This is a genomic window from Paenibacillus sanfengchensis (assembly GCF_036864765.1).
In the GTDB taxonomy this organism is placed as follows: domain Bacteria; phylum Bacillota; class Bacilli; order Paenibacillales; family Paenibacillaceae; genus Fontibacillus; species Fontibacillus sanfengchensis.
Genome location: NZ_JBAGJC010000011.1, coordinates 39330 through 57872, shown reverse-complemented (window position 1 = coordinate 57872; position 18543 = coordinate 39330). Strand labels below are relative to the sequence as shown.

The window sequence follows — 18543 nt, the reverse complement described above, 5'->3', positions numbered from 1 at the left end:
ACCCCTTCGAGCCCTGAGCGAAAAAAAGAGGATGCCCCCTGCCGAAGTCCAAGACAAACCTCAGACCTCATAAGGACATCCCCACATGTCGATTTACAAAAATCAATTACAACTTAAAGATCGCTACGGCTTTCTGCAACTCTTCGGACAGTGCCGAGAGCTGGCGGATGGCAGCGGCAATCTCCTGCATCGCCGCGCTTTGCTGCTCGGACGCGGCCGCTACCTCCTCGGAAGAGGCGGCCTGCTCCTCCGTCACGCCGGAGATTTGCTGAACCGATGCGGAAATGCTCTGATAGGAGTTTTCCACCACGAGCAGGGATTGCAGCAGTTGATCGGTCCGAGCCGAGAAATCGCTGATACCGTGGAAAATATCCTGAAAATTCCGGTACGTCTGGTTCATCCACTTCTGTCCCTCTTCAACCGCCCGGCTGCCCTCGCCGATGCTCTCAATCACAAGGCGGCTGTTCTCCTGCGTTCCCGCCACCAATCCGGTAATCGACGTAGCGGCTTCAGCCGACTGCTCGGCCAGCTTGCGCACTTCGCCCGCGACTACGGCAAACCCCCGGCCCATCTCCCCGACCCTTGCCGCTTCGATAGAAGCGTTGAGGGCGAGCAGGTTCGTCTGCTGGGCAATATCCGTAATCATGCCAATCACTTCGCCAATCTCCCTGGACCGTTCTTCGAGCTGGCCCGCCGTCGATTGCGAGTGCCGCATCACTTGCTCAATCTTATTGATCTGACGAAGCGTCTCGTCCACCATGCTTTGACCGTCGGTCGACTGCTTGCTGACCTTCTCGGCAATCGACTGCATCTCGTTGACTTCCGTGACAACGCCCGCCAGCTGCTGCTCGATTTCCATGACCGACGTCGTGCTGCGGGTGACCGACTCTACCACTTCATTGATCCCTTCGGTCATGCTGTTCATCGAAACCGCCACCTGCTGCGCGCTTTCGCTCGATTCTTTGGTGACGTGCAGCAACTGCGAACTGGTGTCCGATACCTCGCGGGAAGAGTTGGAAATATGGCCGATCAGCTGCTTCATATTGCCGCTCATCGTACGGAATGCCCCGGCAAGGCGGCCGACTTCATCGGTGCTTCCGACCTCGACTTCCTGGGTCAAATCGCCAGTGGCGAAAATTTCGGTCGCATACATCAGCATTTTAAGCGGCTTAGCGATAATCCGGCCCAGCGTGTAGGCAAAGAGCACGCCGATCACAAGGACCATCAGCGTAATAACCAAACTGTACCATAGCACCTTTGCGGTGGTATCCGGAATCACGGAAGCGTTGAGATCGAGTCCGAGCAGCCCTGCCGTGGACCCTTCGGCATTTTTTAAAGGCACGAAAATCGACTTATGTACTCCATACTCATCTTTATAGATGTTGCTGAGAGTTTCCTTCCCCTGGGCGATCGCCTGTTTCATCTCCGCGGAGAACACGTAATCCTTGTTGTAATCGTCCTCTGTGTCGGACAAGGCGATAATGCGTTCGGTTCCTCCATCGTTCGACAAAATATAGATATTTTCCAGACTGTACGTTTGCTTCAAATTATCCATAGCCTTGCGGGTTTCCTGATAAAGCGCGCTTTCCGTCCCTTCAATCTCCAGCTTGTTGCCTTCAATCCGATCCAGTTCGCTCTGGATGATGCGGATATCGCTCTCCAACCGGTGGTCGAGCTCCGCCTTAAGCTTTCCGCTTAAGGTGGAGTTAACTAAGATAAGCAGTCCGCTAAAGCAGAGAATAACGACGAGGAGCAAACCGGTCGTACCCAACATAATCTTCGAGGAGATATGTCCGAATAGCAACCGTTTGATCTTTTCCTTCACTTCAAGTTCATCTCCCGGGTTGTTAATTTAAAAAGGTTGTTCAAAAAGTCATCTATATAAGTTGAATTATAGAATTGGCGGTCTACACATTTAACCACCTATTAACGGGAAAACCTCCCGTTAATTTTCTGCTATTGTCTCTTGGATCCGATTTAGCTGGAAAAACTCCATCTATTTCGCGGCCCTGACTTCCGATATTTCAATTTCAGGTGAGTTAGCGGGAGGTTATCCAGCTAATTCACCTTAGCTGCCGCATAGGCACTTAATTAACGGGAAGAAATCCCGCTAATTTGCCCCCCCCCCCGCTCCTCCAGCGTATGTCGCCATCATCGATTAAGCCATCGATACACGAAACTCTTCACACACCTCGGATATGCAATCTTTCAAATATTGCACGATCCCGGGGACATGCTCCGGCCGGGTATGAGGCGAAATGACAAAAAATTTGCTGACATAAAGCGGAATCTCCCGCCCTTCGGTAGTACTGACGAGCAGATGCTTCTTCGTGTCGCCGAAGAACATCCGGTCGCGGTGCTTGCCCAACTTCTCGAACAGCCGTTCATTCAAACGGTTGTTCCGTTCGATGGTCTGCCAGGAACAAGTGCCGCCGAGTTCCTCGACAAACCGCGGGTCTTCCGGCAGATAAATGCGGATCAGCGTGGATATGCCCGGATTGTCCGGGTTGGCGATATCGGCCTGCGGAATTTCCGCAGCCAGAAGGTGACGAAACCGGAAATTGACCTCCAGGAATTGCGCAAGCAAGCGCTGATAACCTTGGATGCCGAAGGACAGCAGCAAACTGTACATGCTGATGGAGCTGGCCATGCGCGAGCACTCCAGCGTATAACCGGTGTGGTAATCACCATAACCGCGGTGTCCGACGTAGGGGGTCTCGTCCGCCTCCAGATCCATTAAACGGAGATCGGCCGCATTTTTTACCAGGAACAGACTGGAAACGTAAGGAGCCTGGCCGAGCTTCTGGAAATCGAAGCACAGGGAATCGGCCAGCGAGAGCAGCCGCATCTTTCTTTGAATCGGCTCCAGCATCCCGATAACTCCCGCGCTGAACCCAAGCGGATTTTCCTCCAGATCGTAATCATTGAAAAACGCAAAAAAACCGCCCAAAGCCGAATCAGCATGGATATGCGGGCATGGCAAACCGAACCGTTCCGCGGTTTTCTCCGCAGCGGCGCGTATTTGACCGAGATCGTCGATCCCGATGGCGTCCGTGGTTCCGGTGGTCGCGACAATATAGACAGGTATGCCTCCGCTCAAAGCCACCTGCTCCATTTTTCGCTGCAAATCATCCACATCCATCGAGCTGTCGGCTAACGTTTTAATTTTGACGAGATGGTCGCTGCCGATCCCGGTCGCTTCCACCGACTTGAGCAGGGCGTAATGAGCCGACTCCGAGCAAAATGCGTACAGGTTGTTCGGAACCCCGTGCTTCAGCGAGTCCGGCGCGTATTTGGCAATCGCGATGCGCAATCCGGAAAATACAGCCCCTTGCCCTCCCCAGGTAGTATAGCCCCCGCTTGTCCGGGCGTCATATCCTACCAGCTTGGACATCATCGCGATGACCCTGACCTCCGCCTCGGCCCCGCCAGGACCGTAAACATCCCACAGATTGTTCCCGTTCACCAGCATGGCGGTAAGCATGCCCAATATCCCGGGAATGGAGGCCATCGGCAAAATATTCGTTAAAAAATACTTGGTGTGATACGGATGATCGTGCAACAACTTCAATAGTTCGCCATTTACCTCCTCCATGGGGGCTCCTACATCAGGAATGATGCTCTGCGCCGCCAATCGGCCGTAAAAATCATGATCCCTCCGCTTCTCCCCTTTCAGGTTGACTCCTTCGGGATCCTTCAGCTCATCCACGCCATGGACCAGTTGCTCGATCAATTCCATCATCCGTTCGCGCTGCGCCGGGTTCCCGTCCTCGCTTGGAAACCAATCCCTTACATCCGGCTTGCTGCTCGTTTCCATCTTCTACCTCTCCTCATCACCCTGATTTGAGTATCTTTATCGTTGGATAATTCATTGAAAAATCTATCCTCCCCCCTGCCGGGAGCTCATAAAAATAAATAATCCTCCTTTCAGGATGTTTCATTTCCTTACAATTCCAATTATACAAGTTGGCCCTATTTCGTACAGATATTTTCCGACATACCTGCCACGAAATGGAAGTTTCCGATACTTGTCATATAACCTTAGAATCTCCCAAAAAACGTTACAGAGGCAATCCGGTGAGGCAGGCCGAGATGAGCGGCAGATTTAGGGGGGTGTTGTTGGGGGAACGTGGCTGCTGTCGAGATGTGCGGGATGCTTGGGAGATGAGTGAAGGAATGAAAAAAAAAGAGCCGACGATATTCGTCCGCTCTTCACGCCATAAGACGTACATTCTAGCAACTTCAAAGCCTGTAACGAGCCACCTTGACCGCCCGCGTCAGCACCATTCCATTCCTAGCCGGCAAAGGCATCGGCATGCGCCCGCTCGTAATTGGCGAACTTGTTAAAGTTTTTCAAGAAGACCAGTTCGACGGTGCCGACCGGACCATTCCGCTGTTTCGCGATAATGATCTCGATGATATTCTTCTTCTCCGTCTCCTGGTTATAGTAATCGTCCCGGTACAGAAACGCGACGATGTCGGCATCCTGCTCGATCGAGCCGGATTCCCGAAGGTCCGACATCATCGGCCGCTTGTCCTGCCGCTGCTCGACGCCCCGGCTGAGCTGAGACAGCGCAATGACAGGCACTTCCAGCTCCCGTGCAATCTGCTTCAGCGTCCGGGAGATTTCCGAAACCTCCTGCTGCCGGTTTTCTCCCGGCTTGCCGCGTCCGTGAATGAGCTGCAGGTAATCGATCAGAATCATCCCGAGCCCTCTCTCTTTCTTCAGCCGCCGGCATTTCGCCCGAATATCGGCCACGGTCACGCCCGGCGTATCGTCGATATAGATCTCCGCTTCCGATAAAGCCGCAATGCCCATCGTCAGCTTCGCCCAATCTTCGTCGCTCTTGAAATCGCCCGTCCGCATAATCCCGGCGTCGAGATTGGCCTCGGCGCAGATCATCCGTTGTACCAGCTGGGCGGCGGACATTTCCAGACTGAAGATCGCGACGGTTTCTTTGGCGCGCACCGCCACGTTTTGAGCGATATTGAGCGCAAAAGCGGTTTTCCCCACGGATGGACGGGCCGCCACGATAATGAGGTCGTTCCGCTGAAAACCGGCCGTCATCCTGTCCAGATCGACGAAGCCGGAGGGAATTCCGGTCGTATTCCCGCGATTCTGGTGCAGCTGCTCGACGCGTTCGAACACTTCCATGACCACGTCACGGATCGCGATAAAACCGCTGCCGGAGCGCCGATTCGAAATTTCAAGAATGCGCCGCTCGGCGTCGCTCAGCATGCCGGAGACGTCCTCGCCGCCGGTATAACCGTCGCTGACGATTTGCGTCGCCGTGCGGATCAAACGGCGGAGCATCGACTTCTCTTCGATGATCCGCGCGTAATGATCGACGTTCGCCGCCGTCGGTACGGCATGAGCCAGCTTCGCCAGGTAGCTGACGCCGCCGATTTCCTCCAGCTCGCCCTTGTCCTGCAGCCGGGCCGTCAGGGTCACCAGGTCGATCGGCTGCCCTTCCTCGCCGAGCTGCACCATCGCTTCAAAGATCAGCTGATGGGGCTTGTCGTAGAAATCCTCGGTACGCACCCGCTCCATCGCCGTAATCAGCGCCTCGGACTGGAGCAGAATCGCTCCAAGTACCGCTTGCTCCGCCTCCAGGTTTTGCGGGGGAACCCGGTCAAAAAATGGCTCGCCGTTCATGTTACTCCTCCGTAACCTGAACCTTGAACGTCGACTTCACTTCAGGATGAAGCTTCACCGGTACCTGAGTTACGCCCAGCGTACGGATCGGTTCCTGCATTTCAATTTTGCGCTTGTCGATTTTGACGCCGGCTTTCTCCAGCGCTTCGGCTACCTGCTTGCTCGTGATGGCGCCGAACAGACGGCCGCCTTCACCGGCCTTGGCCTTCAGCGACACCGTCATTTCCTCCAGCTTTTTACCGAGCGCGATTGCTTCTTCCTTTTCCTTCTCTTTGCGTTTCAATTCAGCCGCGGTTTGATGCTCCAGCGTTTTCACGTTGCCTTCGGTTGCCGGACGAACCAGCCCTTGCGGTATCAGGAAGTTCTGTGCATAGCCTTCCGAGACATTCTTGATTTCCCCTTTTTTCCCTTGACCCTTAACATCCTTCAAAAAGATAACCTTCATTCGAATAACCCCTCTTCCTTCTCTATTTCCTCCAGGACGGCGAGCAGCCGTTTCTCCGCTTCCGCCTGGGTGCCTTCCAACTGTGTGGCGGCATTCGTCAAATGCCCGCCGCCGCCAAGCCGCTCCATGACAACCTGCACGTTCATCGTCCCGAGCGAGCGGGCGCTGATGCCGATCAGGCCGTCCGGCCGTTCGCTGATCACGAACGAGGCCAGCACGTTTGTCATATTCAGCAGCGTGTCCGCCACCTGGGCGATCAGCAGCTGCGGAATTTTGCGGTCCGGCTCCGCCACCGCCAGCGCGATGTGCCCGTGAATCATCCGGGCATGCTTGATGATATCGGCCTTGGCGATGTATTCCTGCAAGTCTTCCTTCAACAGGCGCTGCACCATCGCGGTATCCGCGCCCATCCGGCGGAGAAACGCCGCCGCTTCAAACGTCCGCGATCCGGTGTGCAGCGCGAAATGCTTGGTGTCCACCGTAATCCCCGCCAGAATGGTCGTCGCCTCCAGCGGACTGAGCTCGACCTTCTCGTGGATGTACTGCAACAGCTCGGTCACGAGCTCCCCGGCCGAGGAGGCGTAGGGCTCCAGATAAACGAGCACGGCGTCGTTGATGAACTCCTCGCCCCGGCGGTGGTGATCCACCACGACGACGCGCCGGGCGGCTTCCACGAGCCGCGGCTCCATCGTCATCGACGCTTTGTGCGTATCGACGACGACCAGCAGCGTGTGCGGGGTCATCATGGCGAGCGCCTGCTCCGGCGAGATGAACCGGCGCGCCAGCGCCTCCTCTTTATCGATGCGCTCCATAAGCCGCTCGATGCCGGGGTTTGGGCCATCCAGCACAATGTGCGCCTCGACCTTGTACATATCGGCCGCCTTCATTACGCCGATGGAGGAGCCGATCACGTCAAGGTCGGGCATCTGATGGCCCATGATGATGACGCGGTCGCTCTCCTGCATCAAATCGCGCAGCGCATGCGCGATGACGCGGGCGCGGACGCGCGTCCGCTTCTCTACGGCGCCGGTCTTGCCGCCGTAGAACGAGAGCCGCTGACCGGCCTTCACCGCGGCCTGGTCGCCCCCCCGCCCGAGCGCCATGTCCAGACTCGACTGGGCGAGTTCGCCCAGCTCGCTGAAGCGCTCGGTGCCAAAAGCCAGGCCGATGCTCAGCGTCATCGGCACCTTCAGGTCCGCGGTCATTTCGCGGACCTCGTCCAAAATCACGAACCGGCTTTGCTCCAGTTCGTTCAGCGATCTCTGATTCAGCATCATCAGATACCGCTCGGAGGACAGGCGCCGCAGGTAGATCCGGTGCTGCTTCGCCCACGCCGTGAGCGCCGACGCCACCCGGGCGATCAGCGCGGTGCGCTGCTGATCGTCCATCCCCTGCGCGGCCTCGTCCAGATTGTCCAGCATCACGATGCCCAACGCGGCCCGCTCGTTCTCGTAGCGTTCGCGCAGCATCGCCAGCTCCGTCATGTCGTGGACATAGATCAACCGCTCATCGTGGTCGATCGTCAATTCGTAATGCCGGTTATTGGCCGCCACAACCTCAACCGTGTTTTTTCCGGCCTTATGATCCTTGTGATCCTTCTTTTCCTTCTCCTTTGCTGTCTGCGGCTGGGGCAGCGGCGGCAGCAGTTCCGTCAAGGGTGCTCCCACCACGCTTTCCCGCCCGAACATTCCGCCTACAAAACGATTGTGCCATTCGATGACCCGGTCATCACTGTACAAGATAATGCCGAAAGGCAGGCGGCCGACCGCCTCCCCCTCCACTCGCTTGATCCGGTACGTCAAATCCGTGACGTACTTGACGAGATCCTTGCGAAAGCGCCTTTCCGCTTGCAGCATCAGGTACGCGAGCACCCCTACCAGACACAAGCTGACCAGACCGAGTATCCAGTTGTAGTAGGAGATGAATATGACAAGCAGCAGTTGGAGCATGAACATCCACACGGTTTGATAACCGTGCCAACGCTTTTGCAGTAAACTAGGCATGCCTTCTCACCCTATCGTCTTGGTCTTGTAAGCATCTCACGCAGCGGGAAAGCGATGTCCAGAATCCCGACAATGCGCAGCGGCGGAAAAAATACCATCGCCACCACCAGAAGGACCGGAATCGCCGGATTCCACTTTCGGTGGTATGCCGCAAAGAAGAAAAGACTTGCGGATTGGATCATGAACAAAAACTGCAGAAGCGGCGTCAAATTCAAGAGAATCGTACCCAAAAAGCCCTGGGTCACGCTCTCACCGCCAAACATTTGCAACAGCAATGCGGCGAAATAATACCAAATTAGCGAACGGGGCAAACGCCAGTCGCGAATCGGCGGCAATTTCGGTACGACATGTCCCATGCTGCCTAAGGTCGGGCGAACCACGGCGTGGGCGATCGTCGTAATGATCAGGGAACAAACGATCATCGTAAAAGGAATCAGCCGTACCGTTAAATTTGACAGCTGCATGCTTAGTTCCGGGGACCAGACTGCGCCGGTATAAAGCGGGCTGTCCGCCATATTTTGCAGCGGGGCCATTACCGTATTGATCATATCCTCAATGGACGCGGCCAAGTTGAAGTTAAAGAACACGGTGCTGATGAGCAGCACCAGCAAAAACAGAACCATAATCGTTCCGGCTCCCGACAGGATCGTCCTGACCGCCGAGGCCTTTGCCTTATACAAATGTCCCATCACCATAGCCGGGACGATAAAATAGATCGCCTGCAATAGCATGAACGGTCCAAAGATAAGAGTACATATGAGCAAAACCGGAATGACATGCAGCGCGAACGCTTTGAACGATAAGGTTGTATACAGCAGAACGCCCGGCACAATCAGAAAGAAGGCCGTGACGACGGTAAGCGGAGTAGCCAGTGACAACAGGAGCAGCAGATATACGACGCTCCAGGCCACGGATGTCCAGCGCAGCTTCAAATGGGTTCACCTCTTACGCATATGTTCTTCCAATGTAGATATATCCTGATACCAATCCTCGAGTTGGTGCCCCTCCTGTTTGTGTTTTCTCAACTTATCCAAGATGGCTTCATCCAGGTCCCGATAGGAAACCCCCAGTCTGCGTCCCAATATATAACCGCTGACAATCAGACTGGCGAGACTGTCCGTTATCCGTGTCGTGCTGCCTTCCCACAATGCTTTGAATAAACGGGATACGTGATCGACTACCTCGGTTTTCAGCCATTCAATCACTTTGGCGCGCTTTGCTACATCCATCTCCCTTTGCATGGCCGACAGCTTCCACCCTCCCCGAAAAAGTTTTATTCTTCATTATAGCATAAAGCAAGCGCGGTAAGGGACGCAAACGGACACAAGCAAGTTTTAGCAACCGGCTTTCGTTTGCCGGTTTAAGGCTTGGGCACCGACTCGTTGCGCGTCACAAATTTCTCGCAATATTCAATAATCTGACTCCGGCGGACGATCCCGATAAATCGGCCCATATCGTCGACCACCGGCACAAAGTTCTGTACCTTGGCCAGGTTAATCAAGTCTTCCATATCGGCATTGATCGATACCGGTCGGATATCCATCTTGAGGGGAACGTCCCGCAAATGAAATTTTGAAGCGGTCTCAAAATTAACCTTGCCATCCGAATTTTTCATATACCAAAGCAGATCGCCCTCCGTCACCGTACCGACATATTGCCCATCCCGCCCCAGAATCGGCACGGCCGTATACCGGTGGAATTCCATCCGTTCCAATGTCTGCCGCAAGGTGGAGTCCAGCGTAACGCTAACGACATCATTCTTTGGAAGTAAAAAAAACGCGATATTCATTTCAATCGTATCCTCCTCAAAATAATAACCTTTCCTTCGGCACACCTTTATTTTTACGGATCAGGCTGTCGTATGTTCCAGGAAAGGTTGAGAAATCGGCAGCCGGAAACCGGACTGCCGAATCATTCATGTGATGTATGATTGCTATCGCTAATTGATAAGGTTATGGGTTCGTTTTCTTGTTCTTGTTTCCACTTTCCGAGCTTTTCCCGCTGGACGTTTGCGTTTCTTCAGCATCCGCATCCTTGGCCTTTTCCCGGGCGTCCGGCATAATCAGCTGCTCCGGTGTCGTGTCGGGATCGTTCCAGTTCTTGATCATCTCTTTTGCAAACTCCAGATCCTCTTCATCTACCGCATCATAGTATACGCCGTTCTTTCGGAAGCCTTCCCCCATGATCGTAAAACCTTGAATGGAAGGTGTGTTGCCCAACAAAACCTTTTTCGACAAATCGATAATTTGGCTCGGCATCATATCGGTTTTAAAATTCTCGCCCAGCAGATCCAGCAGATCCGGAATCTTCGATACCTGATTCAGCTTCAGCACGCGGTCCGCGATAGCATTCAGAAATACTTGGTGCCTTCTGGTCCGGTTAAAATCGCTGTCCTCACGGTAACGGACGAAATTAAGAGCTTCCTGCCCGTTATATAAAGGCTTGTTGGCTTTTATGGTGAATTTCTCATGATCCTTCTGCTTATTGACGATGTCCTTGGTGATCGGCAGCTCGACCCCGCCCAATTCGTCTACGACCTGGCGCAGTCCTTCAAAGTTAATGGCCGCATAATAATCGATAGGATTGCCCAGGAAATGTTCCACGGTATCTTTGGCCATTTTCTCGCCACCGTACGCGTATGCGTGATTGATCTTATCCTCCCGGTCCTTGCCGACGATCTCCGTGTAAGTATCCCGCGGAATCGATACCAGCAGAACCCGGGATTCTTCGGGACGCACTACGGCGTAGATCATCGTATCCGACCTAGCCGGCTCATTGGCCCGCTGGTCCACACCGAGCAGCAAAGCGTTGAACGGCTTCATCTTCTCTTCCTTCACGACGGGTTTTGGCTGTTCACCTTCCAACGGAGCGTAAGATCTCTCCAGCTTCTCCTCCACCTGACCGGAGAGAAACAGATCGAAAGCCATGACAGCCAGCGGCTTCCGGAAGGTATAGGCTCCCGCCCCGAGGATGACCACAACGGCCAGTGCAATAAGCCATTTCTGCTTCCTTCCCAGTCTCCCTTTTCCTTTTACCTTTTTTTCTTTTACCTTCTTATCTTTTCGTTTCATCATATGCCTCCAATAGAATCAATTATTTCCTATATCGTACAAAATCTTAATCTCGATATTTACTCTACCGTTTCGTACTATACCATATAGACGTTTTTCGGCACAACAATGTTACCCATACTTGCGATATGATGCGGGGTGGTAAGTCCGTTATATATGGCGAAATTTTGACTCGCTATTCCCGAGATATCCACTTATCCATTTTTTCCGCTAAAAAAGGCCCAGCCTCCTTATCGGGGGCGAGCCTTTATCTGCTTGATTTGGCGTATAGGGAAGGAGCAGGCAACCTGCCCCTAATTTGAGTTACTATATGAAGTAATCTTATATAGCAAAATGGCATGAAACAAAATGATGATTCCCCGCATCCCGGTACTCGGGGACTTGTTGTTTGCAAATATCCTTAGCGATGGGGCACCGCGTATGAAACTTGCAGCCGGAAGGCGGATTAGCCGGGCTTGGGATATCGCCCTGGAGAACGATGCGCTCCCTTTTCAAGGTAGGATCGGGAACCGGAATAGCCGACATCAACGCTTTCGTATAAGGATGAAGCGGATTTCGGAACAATTCCTCCTTACTGGCCAGTTCCACCATGGAACCCAGATACATCACGCCAACCCGGTTACATAAATGTTCCACGACACTGAGATCGTGCGAGATAAAAAGATAGGTAATTTGTTTCTCCTTCCTTAAGTCGCTTAACAAATTGATAATTTGGGCCTGGATCGAAACGTCGAGCGCTGATACGGGTTCGTCGGCCACAATAAAGTCCGGATCCATGATCAATGCGCGGGCGATGCCGATGCGCTGCCGTTGTCCGCCGGAAAACTCATGCGGATAACGATCATAATGGTAGCTGGCCAGTCCGCAAATTTCCATGGTCTCCAGCACTCTTTTTTTCACTTCCTTCCGATCGGTCAGCCCGTGATCCAACAAGGCCTCTCCGATCGCGTCGCCGACTTTGATCCGCGGGTTGAGCGAACTGAACGGGTCCTGAAAGACGATTTGCAGCTTCGGCCGCAATCGTCGGAGCTCCTCTTTGGACAATTCGTAGAGTTCCTTCCCCTGATAGACCACTCTCCCGCTCGTCTTATCGTTGAGCCGCAGCAGCGTCCGGCCAATCGTGCTTTTGCCGCATCCCGACTCCCCTACGAGACCGAACGACTCTCCCCGCTCGATATGAAACGATACGTCGTCTACCGCCTTAACATAGCCGACGGTACGTTGAAAAACCCCGCCGGTAATGGGAAAATACTTCTTTAACCGCTCCACTTCTATTAATGCGCTCATCGTGTTACCCCCACTTCCTCATACAGCCAACAAGCGGTTTTATGTAACTTTTCACCATGCTCGCGAAACGGCGGTGGCTGCTGTCTGCATATATCCATACAGAATTCGCAGCGGTCATGGAAATGACAATTATCTTCGAGTTCTATGGGATTGGGCACCTGGCCGGGAATGGAATATAATCGTTCCTGAGACTGCCCGAGAACGGGCTTCGCTTTAAGAAGCCCCTTGGTGTAAGGGTGCTTCGGATTTTGAAACAGCTCCAGCACCGGCGCTTCTTCAATGATTTTGCCGGCATACATCACGATGACGTAATCGGCCATTTCCGCGACAACCCCAAGATCATGCGTAATCAGCATGATAGCCGTTCCTAACTTCTGTTTGATTTCCCGCATTAGGTCAAGAATCTGAGCCTGAATCGTTACATCCAATGCCGTCGTGGGTTCATCGGCAATCAGCAGTTTCGGATTACAGCTCAACGCGATGGCAATCATAATGCGCTGGCGCATGCCCCCGCTTAGCTCATGAGGGTAGGCGTCAAAGATTTGTTCGGCCCGCGGAATCCCAACCAGTTCAATCAACTCGATCGCCCGCTGCTTCGCTTCTTTGCGGCTTAACAACAGGTGCATCATCAGCGGCTCGGTAATTTGATCGCCTATCGTCAGTACCGGATTCAGCGAGGTCATCGGCTCCTGAAATATGATCGATATATCTTTCCCACGGATTCGGGCCATTTCCCGCTTGCTTAACTTAAGCAAGTCTTGATCCTGATACAGGATCTCCCCGCCAGCGATCACACCGTGCGGCCCCTCCACCAATCGCATTAGCGACATGGCCGTCACGCTCTTGCCACAGCCGGATTCTCCTACAACTCCTACCGTTTCCCCCTCGCGGATTGAAAAACTGATTTTATCGACGGCTTTGACAACGCCGGCCGAAGTATGAAAATGGGTCTCCAGATTGCGGAATTGCACAAGATCTTTAGCCATAATCGCATCTCCTTCTATGGGTTAAGAACGTCATCTCTTCATTTTGGGATCCAGGGCGTCGCGCAGTCCATCTCCGATAAGGTTAATCGCCACGGTCGTAATCAGGATGCACATCCCCGGAGGGATCCAAAGCCACGGCCGCTTCCGGAAATCAATCAGGTTGTTGGCGTCCGAAATCAAGTTGCCCCAGGACGGGGTTGGCGGCACAACACCAAGCCCCAAAAAGCTCATCGACGATTCATACAAAATAGCACTCGCCACACTCAGCGTCGCCGTTACGATAATAATCGGTATCGTATTCGGCAGCAGGTGGCGGAATATTTTCCGGCGGTCCTTTAGCCCAAGCGCCTCGGTCGCCAGCATGAATTCCTGTTCCCGAAGAGTGAGAATCTGCCCCCTGACGAGCCGGGCCAACGTCGTCCAGCTTAGCGCCCCAATGATGAACATTAAGTAATAAATACGCAATTTCGGATCGACCTTTAAGTCCGACATCACCGCCCCCAAAATAATCAAAATCGGCAGGGTTGGCAAAGACATAAAGATGTCGGCTATTCTCATAATGATACTGTCGACGCGTTTACGGTAAAAGCCCGCCAACGCCCCCAGCGTTCCCCCGATAACAACCGTAATAATGGTGGCGACCAGTCCCACCAGAAGGGAAATTCGGCCGGCCAGCATCACGCGGAGCAAAATATCCCGGCCCAATTTGTCGGTGCCGAACCAATGACTGGGCGAAGGGGCCATATTTTTGTCAGCCAACGAATATTGATACAGGCTATATGGTGAAAAAAAAGGGCCCACAAAGCAGATCAGAAACATCAACAGCAAGATCACCAGCCCGAAAAGCGCCAGCTTATTCCGGTTAAAGCGCCGTACCGCCATTCGCCAAGGCGATTCCGATGTCATGGCCGGGCCAACCGTATTTTTCTTCATTGCGGCTATTTCTGTGGCCATACCTTCTCCTCCTACTTCAAGCGAATTCGCGGATCAGCTATACCGTACAGCACGTCCGAGAGCAGATTTCCCAATAAGGTTAGCACGGATAAGAGCATCGTGAACCCTAGCATAAACGGATAGTCCCGCATATTGATGGCATTTAGATAGATATGACCGATGCCGGGCCATACGAAGATCTGCTCCATAATCATCGCACCGCCAAATAAGGCGGGCAGTTCGAAGCCAAGTAACGTGATCGCCGGAATCATGGCATTGCGTAGGGCGTGTTTGAAAATAACCGTTCTTTCCTTCAACCCTTTGGCGCGCGCTGTCCGGATATAATCCTGGCGGATAACTTCAAGCATGCTGGTGCGGAAATACCGGGTCAGGCTGCCGGTGCTGAGCATCGTAAGGACCAGGATCGGTAAGAAACTGTGGTGCAGCACATCCTTAATGTAGTCCCAGCCGATCGCTTTCGATCCGGCCGTAACCATCCCGCCGACAGGGAACCAACCGAGTATTAGCGCAAATATCCGAATTAATAGGAGACCGATAAAAAACGACGGCAATGACATGCATATAAAGACGATAAGCGTAATAATTTTGTCAAAGAAAGAATATTGAAATCTTGCTGAAAATATCCCCGTAAACACGGCGATGGTCCAACTCAAGACGAGGGTAGCTATTGCGATGATAAAGGAGTTCCAAACGTAATCATTCACAACTTCCATTACGGGCTTTTTATGCTGAAAGGATTCCCCCATATTGCCGGTTATCATATTTTTGACCCAAGTGAAGTACCGCAGATATTCGGGTTGATCCAAACCATAAATGGCTCTTAATTCATCCGCCCGCTCTTGCGTCATATTGGGGTTGTTCAGTGCTGTTATGTAATCTCCGGGAATCATGGCGGAAATCGCGTAAATGATAATCGAAATGCCGATCAGCGTGGGAATCATTTGCAAGAGTCTTCGGACAATATACGTTTTCATTCCTGTTCCCCCTGGATAAAAAGTGCGAGTGTACCCGGGATAAATTCCCGGGTACATTCGCTTGTTGGTTTACTGCATTTGCACTTGGTACAGGCTATATGAGAAGTATTTATACGGGGAGAAGTCGAAACCTTCGACGCGTCCGTTGACCGCCAGCATATTCTTTCTTTGATAAAGCAGGATAGCCGGTACATCTTTATTCATTTCTTGATACATTTCTTTATAGATTTTCTTGCGTTCTTCAATATCGAGGGTCTTCTTGCCTTTGGCCATCAGTTCATCCACTTTGGCGTTGGAGTAACCAAAGTCGTTCTGTGCCCCGTTCGTAATGTATACCGTATTGTCCGGGTCCGGCGTCAACGACCAGGCGGCAAAGAACATATCAAAATCACCGGTGTTGGCCTTATCCATGATGGCGTTGAAATCCAACGTTTCCGCGACAATTTCGATGCCCAGCTCTTTGTAGTTTTGTGTCATGATCGGCAGCAAGGCGTCTACCACAGGGTTATCCGCCGTTGCCGAGAAATTGATCTTGAATTTCTCGCCGTCTTTTTCGCGCAATCCGTCGCTGCCTACCTTCCACCCGGCCTCGTCCAGCATCTTTTTGGCCTTCTCCAAATCGAAATCATAGGTCTCGATATTTTCGTTCGTATACGCCCAAGATACCGTCGACTCCGGAATATTGATTACATCGGCATACGGGCCGTAAATCCCCGCTACGATTTCTTTGCGATTTAAGCCGTACACCAGAGCCTGGCGAACCTTCACGTCTTGGAACTTCTTCAATTTGTGATTAAAAGCGATATATCCGTAACCATTGTTCGGAAGAAGGTTGATGTCGACAAAGCCCATTTCTTTCAGAGCCTCGACATTGTCTTCCGTTACGCTGACCCCTTCATCCATATCGGTTTCGCCCTGCTGCAGCATCGGCAGGTTCGTTGTTTCCGTCGTCGTTTTGAAAATCACATTTTTGACCTTTGGAGCCCCGCGGAAATAATTCTCGTTAGCCTCAAAAGCGACCTCCTGACCCGGGCTGTACTTGGTCAGTTTGTATTGTCCGCTTCCGAGCGGCTTGGCGTTCAGCGCCTTTACGCCGTCGAGTTTCCCTTGCGTATAGCTGGGGCCATAATAGTGTTCCGGCAGAATGGAAATGTTCCCAAGCTCCACTGGCGTCAGTGCGGAGAACTCCGTAATGGAAACTTCTACGGTGTGATCGTCAATAATTTTTACGCCCGAAATTTCCTTGGCCTTCCCCTCGTGGTACTCCTTGGCACCGACAATGTTGTAGCTCATCGGGTCCAATTGACCATCATAACTCGCGTCAAGTAGCATTTTGAGCGTAAAATAGTAGTCCTTAACGGTCATCGGCTTGCCATCGGAAAAGGTTACGCCAGGCTTCAGATGATACGTATACTTCAGGCCGTCTTCCGATACGTCGACTTTCTCCGCCAAACTGTTCGCATACGTCCCGTCCGCAGCCACTTCTATAAAGGAATCGAAAAGCACGTAGCAGACGTAAGCATCATAAGTGGTTTCTCGGAACAGCGGGTTGAACACCCCTTTGGGATCGGTCATCCCTACAATTAAGGTATCCGTGCGATTGACAGCCGCCGGGGGATTCAACGACATATCGGCCGCTTCAATCACGCCTTCCGGAGCGGATTCCGCAGGGGGAGTCGCGCTCTCACCTTTGGTCTCCGTTTTGTTCGCTTCCTCGTTGCCCGGCGTCGTCGTTGCGGTGTTGCTTCCCCCACCACCGCTGCAAGCCCCGAGTACGAGCGAAAATACCAGCAATAGAACCAATGACCCCCACCATGTTTTTCTCATACGTTTACTCCTCCTCATGAATAATTTCATCTATAGTTTGTGAAAAATATTACTGATAGAATTTTAGAATGGTAAACGCCTTTCATGGGATCTTCATTATGATTGTTCAAGGAAGACAATTGATTTTAGATATATGTAAAAGAGATGACGTAATGGCGTGGTATAAACCTGCGGTTAATTAAAGTGTAAACAGGTCCTTTAGAAGAAAGAGGAAGAACTGTATTTGAATTATTGATCATAATACATGTGAATATTTCTAACGTCAAGTATTTTTTTAGTTAAACTTTACAATATAACGAGATAGATTTTACCTTATAGCATACCAAAAAGCATTAAAATGTAATTAATTATAACACAATAAGTCATCTTTATTCGACATCAGTTTACTTTTTATAACATATTTCTATTCAAATCGTCCTCTCCTAATCAAGAAATCTGTCGAATTTTTTAGTTTCTTTGTTTCCCAATTTCCAAATATGCGAGCATAAAAAAACAACCGATTCCCGAAGGAACCGGTTGTTCTTGGCGTCTTGTCGATTACTCCGTAGTGTACGGAAGCAATGCGATTTGACGGGAGCGTTTGATCGCTACTGTCAGCAGACGTTGGTATTTTGCGCTCGTACCCGTTACACGGCGAGGCAAAATTTTACCGCGCTCACTGATGAATTTCTTCAGCAGCTCAGTATCTTTATAGTCAATGTGCGTAATTTTGTTCACAGTGAAGTAGCACACTTTACGACGTTTGTTGCGGCCGCCGCGGCGAGCCGGTCTCTTGTCGTCTCCGCCTTCTCTTTGCTTGAAGCTCATGCTTTTCAGTCCTTTCCGTAATTAAAATGGCAAATCGTCATCCGAAATATCGATCGGTTTCCCGTCATCGGAGAAAGGATCTTTCTGATTGTCCCGCGAGAAATTGCTGCTGCGCCCGGTGTTGCCACCGCCGCCGCCTCCGAATGGAGATTCCTCACGCTGTCCTCCGCCGCCCGCCCCGCCTTCGCGGTTCGACTCCAAGAAACGGACATTATCGGCAATGACTTCGGTGACGTAAACACGTTTACCTTCGTTATTCTCGTAATTCCGCACTTGGATGCGTCCTTCCACAGCGGTCAACCGGCCTTTACGCAAGTAATTGGCACAGGTTTCGGCCAGCTGTCTCCAGGTTACGACTGGAATGAAATCGGCTTCGCGCTCTCCGCCCTGCGATGTAAATGGTCTGTCCACGGCAATCGTGAACTGGGTGACCGCCACACCCGATGGCGTATAGCGCAGCTCCGGATCCCGGGTAAGACGTCCGATCAGAATGACACGGTTCAACAATCCAATCCCCTCCTTCGGGCTTGTTC

16 protein-coding genes are annotated in these 18543 nt (G+C 52.1%); all 16 read right to left on the bottom strand.

What is annotated here, in order from left to right:
• Window positions 1-106: 106 nt before the first annotated feature.
• Complete coding sequence (locus V4U84_RS20260) at window positions 107-1774, bottom strand: methyl-accepting chemotaxis protein (protein ID WP_416367278.1); 1668 nt, start codon at window positions 1772-1774, stop codon at window positions 107-109.
• A 384-nt stretch (window positions 1775-2158) separates the two neighbouring features.
• A complete protein-coding gene (locus tag V4U84_RS20255; protein WP_334077839.1) occupies window positions 2159-3817 on the bottom strand; it encodes a pyridoxal phosphate-dependent decarboxylase family protein in 1659 nt (552 codons plus the stop codon).
• A 477-nt stretch (window positions 3818-4294) separates the two neighbouring features.
• Entirely contained in the window at window positions 4295-5656 is a 1362-nt protein-coding gene (gene dnaB / locus V4U84_RS20250; RefSeq protein WP_334072678.1) for a replicative DNA helicase, read from the bottom strand.
• 1 nt (window position 5657) lies between these two features.
• On the bottom strand, window positions 5658-6101 hold the full coding sequence (gene rplI / locus V4U84_RS20245; protein ID WP_334077838.1) for a 50S ribosomal protein L9: 444 nt from the start codon (window positions 6099-6101) through the stop codon (window positions 5658-5660).
• Window positions 6098-8104 (bottom strand): DHH family phosphoesterase, encoded by a 2007-nt coding sequence (locus tag V4U84_RS20240; protein WP_334077837.1) that lies wholly within the window; start codon window positions 8102-8104, stop codon window positions 6098-6100. Before V4U84_RS20240 ends, rplI begins: the two co-directional genes overlap by 4 nt.
• 11 nt (window positions 8105-8115) lie before the next feature.
• Window positions 8116-9036: a DUF2232 domain-containing protein gene (locus V4U84_RS20235; RefSeq protein ID WP_334072681.1), complete on the bottom strand. Its 921-nt coding sequence runs from the start codon at window positions 9034-9036 to the stop codon at window positions 8116-8118.
• 6 nt (window positions 9037-9042) lie between these two features.
• A complete protein-coding gene (locus V4U84_RS20230; protein ID WP_334072682.1) occupies window positions 9043-9345 on the bottom strand; it encodes a MazG-like family protein in 303 nt (100 codons plus the stop codon).
• Between the two features lie 119 nt (window positions 9346-9464).
• Complete coding sequence (locus tag V4U84_RS20225) at window positions 9465-9893, bottom strand: CBS domain-containing protein (protein WP_334072683.1); 429 nt, start codon at window positions 9891-9893, stop codon at window positions 9465-9467.
• A gap of 163 nt (window positions 9894-10056) precedes the next feature.
• Window positions 10057-11175 carry an LCP family protein gene (locus tag V4U84_RS20220; RefSeq protein WP_334077836.1) on the bottom strand — a complete coding sequence of 373 codons (1119 nt, stop codon included), beginning with the start codon at window positions 11173-11175 and terminating at the stop codon, window positions 10057-10059.
• Between the two features lie 321 nt (window positions 11176-11496).
• Window positions 11497-12462 carry an ABC transporter ATP-binding protein gene (locus tag V4U84_RS20215; RefSeq protein ID WP_334072685.1) on the bottom strand — a complete coding sequence of 322 codons (966 nt, stop codon included), beginning with the start codon at window positions 12460-12462 and terminating at the stop codon, window positions 11497-11499.
• A complete protein-coding gene (locus V4U84_RS20210) occupies window positions 12459-13448 on the bottom strand; it encodes an ABC transporter ATP-binding protein (protein ID WP_334072686.1) in 990 nt (329 codons plus the stop codon). The genes V4U84_RS20215 and V4U84_RS20210 overlap by 4 nt, the downstream gene beginning before the upstream one ends.
• A gap of 30 nt (window positions 13449-13478) precedes the next feature.
• Window positions 13479-14402, bottom strand: a complete 924-nt coding sequence (gene opp4C, locus V4U84_RS20205) for an oligopeptide ABC transporter permease (protein ID WP_334072687.1) — start codon at window positions 14400-14402, stop codon at window positions 13479-13481.
• A gap of 11 nt (window positions 14403-14413) precedes the next feature.
• Window positions 14414-15376, bottom strand: a complete 963-nt coding sequence (locus V4U84_RS20200; RefSeq protein WP_334072688.1) for an ABC transporter permease — start codon at window positions 15374-15376, stop codon at window positions 14414-14416.
• 69 nt (window positions 15377-15445) lie between these two features.
• Complete coding sequence (locus V4U84_RS20195) at window positions 15446-17203, bottom strand: ABC transporter substrate-binding protein (RefSeq protein ID WP_334077835.1); 1758 nt, start codon at window positions 17201-17203, stop codon at window positions 15446-15448.
• 537 nt (window positions 17204-17740) lie between these two features.
• Window positions 17741-18010 carry a 30S ribosomal protein S18 gene (gene rpsR / locus V4U84_RS20190; protein WP_082207605.1) on the bottom strand — a complete coding sequence of 90 codons (270 nt, stop codon included), beginning with the start codon at window positions 18008-18010 and terminating at the stop codon, window positions 17741-17743.
• A gap of 21 nt (window positions 18011-18031) precedes the next feature.
• On the bottom strand, window positions 18032-18517 hold the full coding sequence (ssb, locus tag V4U84_RS20185; RefSeq protein WP_334072690.1) for a single-stranded DNA-binding protein: 486 nt from the start codon (window positions 18515-18517) through the stop codon (window positions 18032-18034).
• Between the last annotated feature and the right edge of the window lie 26 nt (window positions 18518-18543).

What these genes read in the sequence shown, in the direction of transcription:
- V4U84_RS20225 (WP_334072683.1), bottom strand. Translation starts at nt 9,893, where the DNA reads ATGAATATCGCGTTTTTTTTACTTCCAAAGAATGATGTCGTTAGCGTT.
- V4U84_RS20255 (WP_334077839.1), bottom strand. Translation starts at nt 3,817, where the DNA reads ATGGAAACGAGCAGCAAGCCGGATGTAAGGGATTGGTTTCCAAGCGAG.
- V4U84_RS20195 (WP_334077835.1), bottom strand. Translation starts at nt 17,203, where the DNA reads ATGAGAAAAACATGGTGGGGGTCATTGGTTCTATTGCTGGTATTTTCG.
- V4U84_RS20240 (WP_334077837.1), bottom strand. Translation starts at nt 8,104, where the DNA reads ATGCCTAGTTTACTGCAAAAGCGTTGGCACGGTTATCAAACCGTGTGG.
- V4U84_RS20220 (WP_334077836.1), bottom strand. Translation starts at nt 11,175, where the DNA reads ATGAAACGAAAAGATAAGAAGGTAAAAGAAAAAAAGGTAAAAGGAAAA.
- V4U84_RS20200 (WP_334072688.1), bottom strand. Translation starts at nt 15,376, where the DNA reads ATGAAAACGTATATTGTCCGAAGACTCTTGCAAATGATTCCCACGCTG.
- V4U84_RS20210 (WP_334072686.1), bottom strand. Translation starts at nt 13,448, where the DNA reads ATGGCTAAAGATCTTGTGCAATTCCGCAATCTGGAGACCCATTTTCAT.
- V4U84_RS20260 (WP_416367278.1), bottom strand. Translation starts at nt 1,774, where the DNA reads ATGTTGGGTACGACCGGTTTGCTCCTCGTCGTTATTCTCTGCTTTAGC.
- opp4C (WP_334072687.1), bottom strand. Translation starts at nt 14,402, where the DNA reads ATGGCCACAGAAATAGCCGCAATGAAGAAAAATACGGTTGGCCCGGCC.
- rpsR (WP_082207605.1), bottom strand. Translation starts at nt 18,010, where the DNA reads ATGAGCTTCAAGCAAAGAGAAGGCGGAGACGACAAGAGACCGGCTCGC.
- V4U84_RS20230 (WP_334072682.1), bottom strand. Translation starts at nt 9,345, where the DNA reads ATGCAAAGGGAGATGGATGTAGCAAAGCGCGCCAAAGTGATTGAATGG.
- dnaB (WP_334072678.1), bottom strand. Translation starts at nt 5,656, where the DNA reads ATGAACGGCGAGCCATTTTTTGACCGGGTTCCCCCGCAAAACCTGGAG.
- rplI (WP_334077838.1), bottom strand. Translation starts at nt 6,101, where the DNA reads ATGAAGGTTATCTTTTTGAAGGATGTTAAGGGTCAAGGGAAAAAAGGG.
- V4U84_RS20215 (WP_334072685.1), bottom strand. Translation starts at nt 12,462, where the DNA reads ATGAGCGCATTAATAGAAGTGGAGCGGTTAAAGAAGTATTTTCCCATT.